At 73.1% G+C, this 12,888-nt stretch carries 12 protein-coding genes and 1 pseudogene; 3 read left to right on the top strand and 10 right to left on the bottom strand.

The genetic code is table 11. The features are described from left to right. Nucleotides 1-11: 11 nt before the first annotated feature. From ACZ63J_RS06210 to ACZ63J_RS06185, 6 genes are all read right to left on the bottom strand, one after another. Complete coding sequence (locus ACZ63J_RS06210; RefSeq protein WP_465339482.1) at nucleotides 12-500, bottom strand: SPFH domain-containing protein; 489 nt, start codon at nucleotides 498-500, stop codon at nucleotides 12-14. Continuing rightward, entirely contained in the window at nucleotides 497-931 is a 435-nt protein-coding gene (locus ACZ63J_RS06205; protein ID WP_465398315.1) for an NfeD family protein, read from the bottom strand. The genes ACZ63J_RS06210 and ACZ63J_RS06205 overlap by 4 nt, the downstream gene beginning before the upstream one ends. A gap of 84 nt (nucleotides 932-1,015) precedes the next feature. Continuing rightward, complete coding sequence (locus ACZ63J_RS06200) at nucleotides 1,016-1,828, bottom strand: DUF3097 domain-containing protein (protein WP_465339481.1); 813 nt, start codon at nucleotides 1,826-1,828, stop codon at nucleotides 1,016-1,018. A 51-nt stretch (nucleotides 1,829-1,879) separates the two neighbouring features. Further along, a complete protein-coding gene (locus tag ACZ63J_RS06195) occupies nucleotides 1,880-2,764 on the bottom strand; it encodes an aminoglycoside phosphotransferase family protein (protein WP_465398314.1) in 885 nt (294 codons plus the stop codon). Then, complete coding sequence (locus tag ACZ63J_RS06190; protein WP_465339479.1) at nucleotides 2,749-3,564, bottom strand: SCO1664 family protein; 816 nt, start codon at nucleotides 3,562-3,564, stop codon at nucleotides 2,749-2,751. Before ACZ63J_RS06190 ends, ACZ63J_RS06195 begins: the two co-directional genes overlap by 16 nt. 2 nt (nucleotides 3,565-3,566) lie before the next feature. Continuing rightward, nucleotides 3,567-4,142, bottom strand: a complete 576-nt coding sequence (locus ACZ63J_RS06185) for a DUF3090 domain-containing protein (protein WP_465304883.1) — start codon at nucleotides 4,140-4,142, stop codon at nucleotides 3,567-3,569. A gap of 76 nt (nucleotides 4,143-4,218) precedes the next feature. Between ACZ63J_RS06185 and ACZ63J_RS06180 the strand changes: the two genes are divergently transcribed. The 3 genes from ACZ63J_RS06180 to ACZ63J_RS06170 are packed head-to-tail and all read left to right on the top strand — an operon-like array spanning nucleotide 4,219 to nucleotide 7,435. Further along, complete coding sequence (locus tag ACZ63J_RS06180; protein WP_465398313.1) at nucleotides 4,219-6,141, top strand: prolyl oligopeptidase family serine peptidase; 1,923 nt, start codon at nucleotides 4,219-4,221, stop codon at nucleotides 6,139-6,141. Next, nucleotides 6,138-7,037 carry a S66 peptidase family protein gene (locus ACZ63J_RS06175; protein ID WP_465398312.1) on the top strand — a complete coding sequence of 300 codons (900 nt, stop codon included), beginning with the start codon at nucleotides 6,138-6,140 and terminating at the stop codon, nucleotides 7,035-7,037. Before ACZ63J_RS06180 ends, ACZ63J_RS06175 begins: the two co-directional genes overlap by 4 nt. Further along, nucleotides 7,034-7,435: a TIGR03668 family PPOX class F420-dependent oxidoreductase gene (locus tag ACZ63J_RS06170; protein ID WP_465398311.1), complete on the top strand. Its 402-nt coding sequence runs from the start codon at nucleotides 7,034-7,036 to the stop codon at nucleotides 7,433-7,435. Before ACZ63J_RS06175 ends, ACZ63J_RS06170 begins: the two co-directional genes overlap by 4 nt. A 220-nt stretch (nucleotides 7,436-7,655) precedes the next feature. On the opposite strand, the gene mptB is transcribed toward ACZ63J_RS06170, so the two are convergent. The 4 genes and pseudogenes from mptB to ACZ63J_RS06150 form a co-directional block, all read right to left on the bottom strand. Further along, nucleotides 7,656-9,191, bottom strand: a complete 1,536-nt coding sequence (gene mptB, locus ACZ63J_RS06165; RefSeq protein WP_465398310.1) for a polyprenol phosphomannose-dependent alpha 1,6 mannosyltransferase MptB — start codon at nucleotides 9,189-9,191, stop codon at nucleotides 7,656-7,658. A 47-nt stretch (nucleotides 9,192-9,238) separates the two neighbouring features. Then, complete coding sequence (gene nikE, locus ACZ63J_RS06160; RefSeq protein ID WP_465398309.1) at nucleotides 9,239-10,891, bottom strand: nickel ABC transporter ATP-binding protein NikE; 1,653 nt, start codon at nucleotides 10,889-10,891, stop codon at nucleotides 9,239-9,241. After that, a complete protein-coding gene (locus ACZ63J_RS06155; RefSeq protein WP_465304870.1) occupies nucleotides 10,888-11,784 on the bottom strand; it encodes an ABC transporter permease in 897 nt (298 codons plus the stop codon). Before ACZ63J_RS06155 ends, nikE begins: the two co-directional genes overlap by 4 nt. Then, nucleotides 11,781-12,752 (bottom strand): annotated as a pseudogene (locus ACZ63J_RS06150) (ABC transporter permease); the annotation flags it as partial. The gene ACZ63J_RS06155 and the pseudogene ACZ63J_RS06150, both read right to left, overlap by 4 nt. Between the last annotated feature and the right edge of the window lie 136 nt (nucleotides 12,753-12,888).

Here is a 12,888-nt window from a genome sequence, read left to right as displayed (position 1 = left end):
CTTCCCCTTACCTAGTACCATTCTTGCGCGGTTGACGGCGGTCCGGGCGCCGCGGGCGGGCGCACCGCGAGCTTGAGCTCCCGCGTGGTGACGCCCCAGCGTCCGGTGGTGTCGTGCAGGACCGTCCACACTGTACGGTGCAGGTCCCCGGGCGCGGCGACGGCGCGCTCGGCCGTCGTGAGCCCGGCTTCCTGCCGCAGCGCGGTGCGGGTCAGCTGTTCGATCGCGATGGCCGGGTTGGTGGTTTCGTACGTCGCCCGGCGCGGGTCGGTGACCGCGAAGACGACTTCGAAGCCGATGTGGACTTCCTGCCCGTCGCCGGTTTCGACGGCGTGCGGCGGGGCGGACAGGATCTGCTCGCCGAGGTCGACGCGGGCGCGGACCCGGTCGGCGAACGGGAGCACGAAGTGCCGGCCGGGGCCGAGCACGGCGCGGAACCGCCCGCCGCGTTCGATCACCGCGGCCCGGCCCTCGGGGACGGTGACGAGGCCCAGGCTCACGGCTCGGCCGACACGACAGCGGTGGCGCCGGAGATCTCGACGACGGTGACGGACGTGCCGGGCGCGATCGGCTCGTGGGCCTCGGAGAGACTGCGGGCGGACCAGACGTCGCCGGCCAGCTTCACCTGCCCGGCCTCGAAGTCCACTGTGGACACGACGACGGCGCGGGCGCCGATCAGCGCGTCGATGCCGGTCCGGTGCGACGAGCCGGCGAGCAGCCGCCGCTTCAGCGCGGGTCTCACCAGCATCAGCATGCCGACGGACGCGACGGCGAACACCGCGACGTCGACGAAGACGTTCCCGGTGATGACGTCGGCCCCGGCGCCGAACAGCGCGCCGATGCCCAGCATGATCAGCACGAAGTCGCCGGAGAGGACCTCGGCGATCACCAGGGCGATGCCGACGATCAACCAGACCAGTGCCCAAGACATGGCTTAATGCTCTCAGATCGCGCCGGTTCGCACCGGCGCAGTGACTCGACGTGACCTACGCGTGACCTTGGACAATTCGGACATTCAGGCCTCTTCCGCCGGCTCGGTGACGAAGTCGATGAGCCGTTCCACGGCCCCGATGAGCGGGGTCTCGAGGTCGCGGAAACTGCTCACCCCGCTCAGCACACGTTGCCAGCCTTCAAAAGGTTGCCCCCAGCCGAGCGCGTCGCAGATCCCCTGCTTCCACTCGGTGCCGCGCGGGATCTTCGGCCACGCCCGGATGCCGACCGCCTCGGGCCGCACGGCTTCCCAGACGTCGATGTACGGGTGGCCGGTGACCAGCACGTTCTCGTCATGGATCGCGCCGACGAGCCGGGACTCCTTGCTGCCGGAGACGAGGTGGTCGACCAGCACGCCGAGGCGCCGGCCGGGCCCGGTGCCGAACTCCGCGATCCGGTCGGACAGGACGTCGACGCCGTCCAGCGGCTCCACGACGACCCCTTCGACCCGCAGGTCGTGGCCCCAGACGCGTTCGACGAGCTCGGCGTCGTGCTTGCCCTCCACCCAGATCCGCGAGTCGCGGGCGACGCGGGCCTGCAGCCCCTGCACCTTGACCGACCCGGACGCCGAAACCTGCCTGACCGGCGCCTTCACCGTCTTGACCGGCACGAGCGTGACCGGCTTGCCCTCCAGCAGGAACCCGGCGGGGGCCAGCGGGAACACGCGGTGGCGGCCCTTGCCGTCTTCGAGCACGACGTTGCCGTACTCGATCTTGATCACGGCGCCGCAGAACCCGCTGGCCGGGTCCTCGACCACCAGGCCGGGTTCGGCGGGGACCTCCGGCACCTTCTTGCGGCGCGGGCCGGCGAGCACGTCGTCATAGGAATGGGAGCGCACGGCCAGCGACGCTAGTGGCCCGGGCGACCCGGGCGGGTGACGCCACGCCGGTCAGCGCGCCATCTGCAGGACGGCGTCGGTGAACGGCGACGGTTCGCCGCGGCGCAGCGGCCCGAGGGCGACCAACGGGGCCATCGCGACGCACCAGGCGCGGACGCGGTCGGCGTCGAAGCCCGCGACGTGCGGGGCAAGGGCGGTGAGGCCGTCTTCGATCGTGCCGCCGCGTGCCACCGGGACGAACATCCAGTCGAGGGCGTCGAGCGCCGGGTCACCGAGGCCGGGGCGCGGGTCGATGGCGACGGCGCCGCGCGCGGGTCCGGCGTCGAGGACGTTGGCGGGGTGCAGGTCACCGTGGATGAGCGTGACCGGGCCGCTGCCGGCCAGCTCGAGCGCCCGCTCCCGGCCTTTCTGCAGCGTCTCGGCGCTCAGGTGCGCCGCGGCCGGGGACTCGCGGCGACGGCGTTCCGACAGCGTGAAGATGAAGTCGATGCCCTCGGCCAGCCGCCGGACCTGCCCGGCCGGTTCGGCCGCGTGCAGCTGGTCGAGCATTTCGCCGAGCTGCGCCCAGGGGACGTCGCCGTCCACCTGCGTGCCCGGGACCAGGCCTTCGAGGAGGATCGCGTGGGCGTCGAGGTCGGCGTCGAGCACCTGGACGACCCGCGAGCACCCGGCCCACGCGCTCAGCCCGGTGAGCTCGAGCCGGGCGACTTCCGGGTCCGGCGTCAGCTTGAGAACGCGCAGGTCACCGCCCGGTCCGGTGCACAGCAGGGTGCGGCCGGTGTTGCCCGGCCGCGCTTCGCGGACTTCGAGGTTCCAGGTGGCCGTGAGCCGGGCGACCAGGTCCGGGAGCGTGTCGCACCACGGCTCGGCCAGTTCCGCGCCGAAGCGGTCGACCAGGCGGGCGCGGGCGGCGTCGTCGACTAGAACAGGGGCCACGGGATGGCGCGCCAGTCGTCGCCGGGCTCGGGGAAGATGCCTTCGGCGAGCAGGACGTCGGTGCGTTCGGCCAGTGCGCGGATCTCGAACTTCGTGATGTGCTCGGACAGCGTCGTGCCGAGGCCGCCGTCGAGCTCCGAACGCAGCTTGCGCAGCTTCTCGACGGTGTCCGGCGGCACCGGCTCGCCGATCCAGCCCCACAGCACGGTCCGCAGCTTCGGGTCGGTGTGCAGGCAGATGCCGTGGTCGACGCCGTAGACGCGCCCGTCGACACCCGGGAGCAGGTGCCCGCCCTTGCGGTCGGTGTTGTTGACGACGATGTCGAGCGCGGCGAGGTCGCGCAGCCCGGGGTGGTCGGCGTGGGCCAGCACCGCGGGCTCGCCGAGCCGGTCGTGGGCGTGCAGCACGACGCGCCAGCCCTCGGGGACCTCGTCGGGCGGGAGGACCTCGACGACGTCGTCTTCGGTGGTCTCGACCCACAGCTGGACCATGCCGGGGCCGAACGGGCCGTCGCGCAGCACGGTCGGCGGGATCGCGCCGAGGCCGGCGGCGTCGGCGACGATCGCGGTGGCGACTTCACGCCCGGCGAGCGTGCCGTCCGGGAAGTCCCACAGCGGCCGCTCCCCCGACACCGGCTTGTACACGACGCGCCCGGTGACGCCGTCGAGCTCGATGGCGCAGAAGAGCGTGACGTTGGAGGCGTCGACGAGCCGGCCTTCGACGTCGATGCGGCCGTGGGTGACCAGCTCGCGCGACGCCGGGTCGGCCGGGTCCGGCTGGTCCGCCGGGGTGTCGGCCATGGTCAGTCTTCGCCCGCGTCGGTGTCGCGCCGGTAGCCGTTCTGCCGGGGGCAGATGTGCCCGGCCGGGTCGAGCGGCTCCCCGCACAGCGGGCACGGCTTGCGGCCGGCGTTGACGACCCGGTCGGCCCGCTCGGCGAACGCGCGGGCGGCGGCCGGGGTGAGGAACACGCGGACGGCGTCCGGGCCCTCCTCGGTGTCGTCGAGCACGACCGTCTCGTCGACCTCGCCCTCGGTGATGGCGAGCAGCTCGACGACGACGGCGCTGCTGTCGGCGTCCCAGCCCAGGCCCATGGTGCCGACCCGGAACTCCTCCTCGACCGGCACGGTCAGGGGGTCGACGTCGACGAGGTCGTCGGGGACGTCCTCGGGCACGTCGGCGCCGAAGCGGCTGGCGACCTCCTCGAGCAGCGAGCTGAGGCGTTCCGCGAGGACGACGACCTGCTGCTTTTCGATGGTGACGCTGATGGTGCGCACGTCCTCGGAGGCCTGGAGGTAGAACGTGCGATCGCCGGGCTCGCCGACGGTGCCGGCGACGAACCGATCCGGCTGGCGGAAGACGTGGATTACGCGAGACATAGCACCGACGACCCTAGGCCACCGGCGCATGATCGGCATCCGCCGCCCCACCTTCGCGGGCCGCTAGCCTCTGGGGGTGTCTCGGATCGCCCCGTACGGAACCTGGTCTTCGCCCATCACCGCCGCCGCCGTGGCCGCCGCCGGCGGCGGCCCGCAGTGGCTCGACGTCGTCGGGGACGAGGTGTGGTGGGCCGAGGCGCGGCCCGGTGAGCAGGGGCGGGTCGCCCTGGTGCGGGCGGTGCCGGGCGGCACCGAGGACGTCCTGCCGGCGCCGTGGAGCGTCCGCAACCGGCTGCACGAGTACGGCGGCCGGCCGTGGGTGGTCGCCGGGGGTGTGGTGGTGTTCACGCACTGGGCGGATCAGCGGGTTTACGCGGTGAGCGAAACCGGTGTGGCGCCGCTGACACCGGAGCCCGCGCGGCCCCAGAGCGTCCGCTACGGCGACCTCCGGGAGGGTCGGCCGGGTGAGGTGTGGGCGGTGCGCGAGCGGTCGGTGGGCTCGCGTCCCACCGACGTCGAGCGGGAGCTGGTGTCGATCGCGCTGGACGGCGGCGCCGAGCGGGTGCTGGCCGCGAGTCACCACTTCCTGACCGTGCCGAAGCTGGCGCCGGACGGGCGGCACGCCGCCTGGTTCGGCTGGGACCACCCGGCGATGCCGTGGGACGGCACCGAGCTGTGCGTGGCTCCGGTGGCCGAGGACGGATCGTTCGGGCCGCACCGCGTCGTGGCCGGCGGCCCGGACGTCGCCGTGTGCCAGGTCGAGTGGGAGACGGCGACAACGCTGCTGGCGCTGCTGGACCCGGACGGCTGGTGGAACCTGCACCGGATCGGGCTGGACGGCTCGGTGGTGAACCTGGCGCCGGTGGAGCGGGAGCTGGGCGGGCCGCTGTGGAAGGCGGGCTCGCGGTGGTTCGTGCCGCTGGGCGGCGGCCGTCACGCGGTGCTGGTGTCGGGCCGGCTGGCGGTGCTCGACGAGGCGGACGGCTCGGTGACGCCGGTCGCCGAGGAGCTGACGGCCTGGTCGAGCACCGGGTTCGCCGCGCACGGCGGCGGGGTCGCCGGGGTCGCGGCCGGTCCGCTGCGCGAGTCCGCCGTGGTCCACGTCGCGCTCGACAGCGGCGAGCTGACGGATCTGACGCCGCAGCCCGAGCTGCCGGCGGCGTTCCTGCCGGTGCCGCAGGAGCGGGTGTTCAGCGCGGCGGACGGGGAGCCGGTGCCGGTGGTGCTGTACCCGCCGGCGAACCCGGAGTTCGCGGCGCCCGCGGGTGAGCTTCCGCCGGTGCTGGTGCACGTCCACGGCGGCCCGACCGGGCAGCACCACGCGACGCTGGACCTGGAGATCGCCTACTTCACCAGCCGTGGCCTCGCCGTCGCGGCGGTGAACTACGGCGGGTCGACCGGGTTCGGGCGGGCCCGCCGGGAGCGGCTGCGCGGCCAGTGGGGCGTGGTCGACGTCGCGGACTGCGCCGCGGTGGCCGAGGCGCTGGTGGCGGCCGGGCTGGCCGACCGTGACCGGCTCGCGATCCGCGGCGGCAGCGCGGGCGGGTTCACCGCCGCGGCGGCGCTGACCACGACGAAGACCTACAAGGCGGGCACGGTGATGTACCCGGTGCTGGACCTGGCCGACTGGGCCGGCGGCGGGGGTGAGACCCACGACTTCGAGTCGCACTACCTGGACGGGCTGGTCGGGCCGTTGCCCGCGGCGAGACAGCAGTACGTCGAACGCTCGCCGCTGGCCAACGCCGCCACCCTGGCCGGGCCGGTGCTGCTCCAGCAGGGCCTGGAGGACCGGATCTGCCCGCCGCAGCAGGCGGACCGGTTCGTGGCGCGCCTCGCCGGCCTCGGGATCCCGTACGCCTACCAGCGGTTCCCAGGCGAGCAGCACGGGTTCCGGCAGGCCGCGACGATCGAGGCGGCCCTGGCGGCGGAGCTGTCTTTCTACGGCCAGGTGCTCGGGTTCGAGACGCCGGACGTCGCGCGGCTGGAGCTGCGGCGATGAGGCCGCCACGCCTGCGCGCGGGCGACACCCTGGCGCTGGTCGCGCCGGCCGGGCCGGTGCCGGCGGACCTGCTGGAGAAGGCGTTGCCGGTGCTGCGCGGCTGGGGCGTCGAGGTGCGGGTCGGGCCGTGCGTGACGGCCGAGCCGGGGTCGCCGCCGTACCTGTCCGGTTCGGACGCCGCCCGGGCGGCGGAGTTCACCGAGGCGTGGCTCGACCCCGGTGTCCGATGTGTCCTGGCCGCGCGCGGCGGTTACGGCGTGCAGCGGATGCTGGACCTGGTGGACTGGGCGGCGCTGCGGGAAGCGGGCCCGAAGGTGCTGGCCGGGTCGTCGGACGTCACCGCGCTGCACCGGGCGGTGAACGTCCACTTGGGACTGTCCAGTTTGTTCTCGCCGATGCCGGCGAGCGTGCTGTTCGACGACTTCGCGGTGGAGCACCTGCGGCGGTCGCTGTTCGACCCCGAGCGGAACCTGGTGGTGCGCGGCGGTTCGCCGCTGGTGCCGGGCCGCGCGTCGGGGACATTGACGGGCGGGAACCTGTCGCTGCTGGCGGCGGGGCTGGGGACGCCGGAGCAGGGGTCCGCGCGGGACGCGGTGGTGCTGCTGGAGGACGTCACCGAGAGCGTGTACCGGCTGGACCGGATGCTGACGCAGCTGCTGCGCAGCGGCTGGTTCACCGGGGTGCGAGGGATCGTCCTGGGTTCGTGGGCGGCGTGCGGCGCGCCGTCGGACGTGCGGGCGCTGTTGCTGGAGCGGCTGGGGCCGCTGGGGGTGCCGATGGTGGAGGAGTTCGGGTTCGGGCACGTGGCGTCGTCGCCGACGCTGCCGCTGGGGGTGCCGGTGACGCTGGACGCGGACCTGGGGACGCTGACCTTCGACTCCCCCGCGCTGACATGACCCCCGAAGAAGCCAGGGAGCGGTTCTCCGCGGCACGGGTGGCGCGCCTGGCGACGGTCTCGGCTGCCGGGATCCCGCACCTGGTGCCGGTGACATTCGCGGTGCGCGGCGACGAGGTGGCGTTCGCGGTCGACCACAAGCCGAAGTCGACGGTGGCGCTGCGGCGGCTCGCGAACATCGCGGAGAACCCGGCAGTGTGCTTCCTGGCCGACGGCTACGACGAGGACTGGTCGCGGCTGTGGTGGGCCCGCGCGGACGGTTCGGCACGGGTCCTGCCGCCGGGCGCGGAGCCGGTTTCGTGGCTGGTCGCGAAATACGAGCAGTACGCGGAAAGGCCGCCGGAGCACGCGGTGGTGGTCACGCGGGTGCGCAAGTGGAGCGGCTGGGCGGGCGCCTGAAATCGGCTGTCCCCGCGGCGGACCGGTGTGGCATCGTCCGGGCTGTACCGTTGAGGCCGTTGCGGCTGGGCCAGAGTTGATCACATGACGAACTCGCGGAGTAGCAGGTCCGGACGTACAGGCTCGGCTGGGGAGGCCTTCACCACGCTCGCCCCGAGCTTCGGCCAGGGGCAGGCCGTCGAGGTCGCCGTGCTGCTCAAACGACCTGCCGGGCCGGCTCTCAGTCGCGGAGGAACTTCTCCGGCCGGCGCCACGCGTCGATCAGGCCCAGCGGGTCCGGGCGCAGCAGGGACGCCGCCGAGTACAGGCTCGCCACCACGACCAGCGCGATGAACCACCAGTCGTAGAGGGCCTGCTCGCCAGTCGGGTAGTAGACCAGCGTCACGAACACCGAGACCGCCACCACCAGCGCGAGGTGTCGCGGCTGCCACTTGAACGCCGACAGGAGCACAAAACCCCAGGTCAGGTACCACGGCAGGGTGGGCGGCATGAGGATCGCCACCGCGAGCAGCGAGATCCCGGCGCGGTAGACGGCCTCGGTGCCGCCGCCGCGGCCGAGCCACCACTGGCGGATGCCGAAGCCGATCAGCAGGAGCATGCCGGCCGCGCGGGCGACCGTGACGAACGGGGACACCTGGACGTCCACCACGAGGTGGACCAGGTTGTAGAACACCTCGCCGATGCCGGTGGGGATGTTCAGCCAGTTCGCGATGAGCTGCGGGGCCTTGAGCCCGGACCACCAGCCGAGGTTGAGCGAGCCGAGCGAGATCCACGTGCCGGCGACGAACACCGGCAGGAACAGCCCGACCGACGCCGCTCCGGCGCGCAGGAAGTTGCGGACCTTCGACTCGCCCGCCATGTGGTTGGCCCACATCCAGACGATGAACGGCAGCGCGATCGCGGCCGTCGGCTTGATCAGCATGCCGATCGTCACCAGGACGACCGCGACGACGTGTTTGCGCTCCAGGGCGGCCAGGACGCCGATGGTGAGGAACGCGAGCATCATCAGGTCGTTGTGCGGGCCGCCGAAGAGGTGGATGACCATCATCGGGCTGGCGACCGCGAGCCACAGCGCGACCGGGAGCTTGCCGCCGAGGTGCTTGACCAGCCGCGGCAGCGCCCACAGCGTGCCCGCGAGCCCCACCAGCAGCACGAGGCGCATGAGGATGACGCCGAGGATCATGTTGTCGCCGCTGACCGAGACGACGCCCTTGGAGATCAGCAGGAACAGCGGCCCGTACGGCGCCGGGGTGGTCTGCCAGAGCGGGTGGACGTTCTGCACGACGTTCGGCAGGACGTCGAGCTCGGCGGGGCCGTTGGCGTACGGGTCGAGCCCGTAGAGCAGCTGGGCGCCCTGGCCGAGGTAGGAGAAGACGTCGCGGGTGAACAGCGGCGGCGAGACCAGCAGCGGGGCCATCCAGCAGCCGGCGGCGACCAGGATGGGGCGGCTGCCGATGCGGCCGGCCAGCACGTAGCGGCCGAGCCGGACCCAGGCCCAGACGACGAGGCCGAAGCCGGTGTAGAGGACGGCGTTGGCGAGCATGCGCCCGTGGCCGTAGCGGATCCACGAGATCGGGCCGTGGCCGAGCACGGGGTCCTTGATCAGGATGCCGCCGGCGCCGAAGGCGGCGAGCATGAGCAGGGTGCTCCCGACCGTGCCCATCGCGATCGTGCGGTACGGGAATCGCGAAGGCGTGAGGAGCCGCTCGGCCAGTCCGGTCGAGGGCTTCTGCGCGGGGTCGGTGGTGGTCGCCATTTCCGTTCGGAGGTTACACACTGCGCTCGGGCGGGGTTCCCGCAGTGTCAGGTTTCGACGGTCCGGCGCTGGGCGGTGCCGCCGGGCAGGGCGGCCAGCAGGGACTTCGTGTACTCGTGCCGCGGGTCGAGCAGGACCTGTTCCACCGTCCCGGTTTCGACGAGCTCGCCGCGGTACATCACGGCGACGCGGTCGGCGATGTTCCAGGCCAGGCCCAGGTCGTGGGTGATCACCAGCGCGGCGAGGCCGAGCTCGCGGCGCAGCCGCAGCAGCAGCCCCAGGATCTCGCCGCGCACGGACGCGTCGAGGGAGGCGACCGGCTCGTCGGCCACCACCACCGACGGCTCGAGCGCCAGTGCCCCGGCGATGACGACGCGCTGGCGCTGCCCACCGGAGAGCTGGTGCGGGAGCCGGTCGGCGTACTTCTCCGCCGGCCGCAGCTCCGCGGCCTCCAGGGCCCGGTGGACGACCACGCGCTCGTCGGCCAGCTTGTGGATGCGGGGGCCTTCGGCGACGGCCTCGTAGACGGTGTGGGCCGGGTTGAGCGCGCTGGTCGGGTCCTGCAGGACCAGCTGCACCTGACGGCGGTAGGCCTTGAGCCCGGCGCCGCCGGTGGGCACCGAGTCCCCGGCGTAGCGGACCACGCCGGAGTCGGGTTTCTGCAGGCCGAGCAGGGTGCGGGCAAGGGTGGTCTTGCCGGAGCCGGACTGGCCGACCAGGGCGACGATCTCGTCGCGCGCCACCGTGAGGTCGACCCCGGCGACGGCGTTGATGCGCTTGCCGGTGCGGTCGCGGAAGGACACGCGCAGGTTCTCCGCGGCCAGCAGCGGCTCGCCCGCCACCCGTTCCGCCGGTTCGGGCGGCAGCGGGGTGCTGGTGGCGGGGGCGAAGCGCGACACCGGGTCGCCGACGGTCGGGAACGCCGCGGCGAGCGCCCGCGTGTGCTCGTGCCGGGGCGAGCCCATCACCTCGGCGCTGGGACCTTCCTCGACGATCTGCCCGTCGTACATCACGGCGATGCGCTTGCAGGTGGCGGCGAGCACCGACAGGTCGTGGCTGATCATGATCAGGCCGATGTCCTGTTCGGCGACCAGCCGCGAGAGCAGGTCGAGGACCTGGGCCTGCACGATGACGTCGAGGGCGGTGGTCGGCTCGTCGGCGATGATCAGCCGGGGTGAGCAGGCCAGGGCCATCGCGATCATGACGCGCTGCTTCTGCCCGCCCGACAGCTCGTGGGGGTAGGCGCCGGCGCGGCTCGGCGGCAGGTCGACCTGGGTGAGCAGCTCGGCGACCCGCGCGTCGACCTGGGCGTCGGTGAGCGCCTTGCCGCCTTCGGGCGGGTGCAGCCGCAGGGGCTCGGCGATCTGGTCGCCGATCTTGCGGACCGGGTTGAGCGCGTGCATGGCGCCCTGGAAGACCACCGACGCCTCCGCCCAGCGGACCGCGCGCAGGCGGCCCCACTTCATGGCGGTGACGTCTTCGCCGTCGAGGAGGATCTCGCCGGTGATCTTCGCGGTGCGGGGCAGCAGCCGCAGGACGCTCATCGCGACGGTCGACTTGCCCGAGCCCGACTCCCCCGCGATGCCGAGGGTGCCGCCGGGGTCGAGGCCGAGGGAGACGCCGCGGACGGCGGGGATGTCCTGCTCGCCCACGGTGTAGGTGACGGTCAGGTCGTCGAGCTGCAGCAGCGGGGTGGTCACTTCTTCAACCTCGGGTTGAGCACGGTCTCCAGGCCCCGGCCGACCAGGGTGAAGAAGAGGACGACGAGGACGATCGCGATGCCGGGCGGGAGCACGTTCCACCACGCGCCGCGGCTGATGGCGCCGTTGTTGAGGGCGTTTTCCAGCACCAGGCCCCAGGTGACGGAGTTGGGGTCGCCGACCCCGAGGAACGACAGGGTGGCGTCGGCGATGACGGCGTTGCCGACGACGAGGGTGGTGTTGGCCAGCACAAGCGGCATCACGCCGGGCAGGACGTGCTTGCCGATGACGTGCAGGTGGCCGCCGCCGAGGGCGTGGGCGCGCTCGATGTACGGGCGGCTCTCGATGGTCAGCGTCTGGGCGCGGACCAGGCGGGCGGTGCTGGGCCACGCGGTCAGGCCGATCGCGACGATGATCGTGCCGACGCCCTTGGGCAGCACCGCCGAGAGCGCGATCGCCAGGATGAGCGAGGGCAGGACGAGGAAGAAGTCGGTGAACCGCAGCAGCGTCGCCGACACCCAGCCGCCGAAGTGCGCTGCGGTGATACCGATGACGGTGCCGATGACGACCGACAGCAGCGCCGCGGAGAACCCGACGAGCAGGGAGATCCGGCTGCCCCAGATCGTCATGAGCAGCACCGACCGGCCGAAGTTGTCGGTGCCGAGCCAGTAGTCGCCGGTGGGCGGGCTGAGCGGCTGCCCGGCCGCCTTGGTGACGTCGAGGCCGCTTTCGTCGCTGATCAGCGGCAGCAGCAGGGCGACGACCACGGTGGCGGCGAGCAGGACCAGCCCGATGAGCGCGGCGCGCTGGGAGGCGAACTCGCGCCAGGTCCGGGCGAGCGACGCGCGGCGGCGGCTCCAGGCGATCTGCCGCGGGGTCTCGGCGGTGGTCATGAGGTACGCACCCTGGGGTCGAGCACGCGGTAGAGCAGCTCCGCGAGCAGGTTCATCAGCACCACCGCGCTCGCCAGCACGGTGAACACGCCCTGCAGCACCGGCAGGTCGGGGCCGTGCAGCGCGTCGTAGGTCAGCTGGCCGAGGCCGGGCCAGCTGAACACGGCTTCGACGGTGACCGCGCCGGCGACGACCTGGCCGAACTGCATGAACACCAGCGTGGTGGTCGGCAGCAGGGCGTTGGGGACGGCGTGGCGGCGGCGGACGAGGTCGTCGCGCAGGCCCTTGGCGCGGGCGGTGGTGAGGTAGTCGGCGTTCATCTCCCCCAGCAGCGACGACCGCATGATCAGCATGTACTGGGCGTAGAACACCGCCAGCAGCGTCACGCACGGCAGCACCAGGTGGTGCAGGACGTCGACGGTCTGGGAGAGCACGTCCGGCGCGGCGTCCGGGGAGTGCATGCCGCGGCTGGGGAACAGGCCGCCGGTGACCACGAGCAGCATCAGGCCGAGCCAGAACTGCGGCACCGACCACAGCGTCAGCGCGATCCCCGTCTGGGCGCGGTCGAAGAAGCTGTCGCGGCGCCAGGCGGCGCGGATGCCCAGCCACAGGCCGATGAGCACGGCGAGGATGGTGGCGCTGCCGACGAGCAGGATGGTCGGCCAGAGCCGTTCGCCGATCATGTCCGCGACCGGGCGGCCGTTGTTGAGCAGCCGGGACTCGCCGAGGTCGCCGTGCAGCAGGTTCCAGAAGTACTGGCCGAACTGGACGAAGATGGGCTTGTCGACGCCCATCTTCTCGCGCAGCTCGGCGATCTGCTGGGGGCTGGTGGCGCGGTCGCGGGTCATGGCGGCGACCGGGTCGCCGGGCAGCATGCGGAAGAGGAAGAAGAACAGCACGACCACCAGCACGATGCTGATGACGGCTTCGAGGAGCTTCCGGAGGAAGAACCGGCCGGTGCCGGTCCCGGGGGGGGGGGGGGGGGGGGGGGGGGGGGGGGGGGGGGGGGGGGGGGGGGGGGGGGGGGGGGGGGGGGGGGGGGGGGGGGGGGGGGGGGGGGGGGGGGGGGGGGGGGGGGGGGGGGGGGGGGGGAGGGGGGGGATA

Source organism: Amycolatopsis sp. NPDC104863 (assembly GCF_055582965.1).
This window is presented reverse-complemented; position numbering and strand designations above follow the sequence as displayed.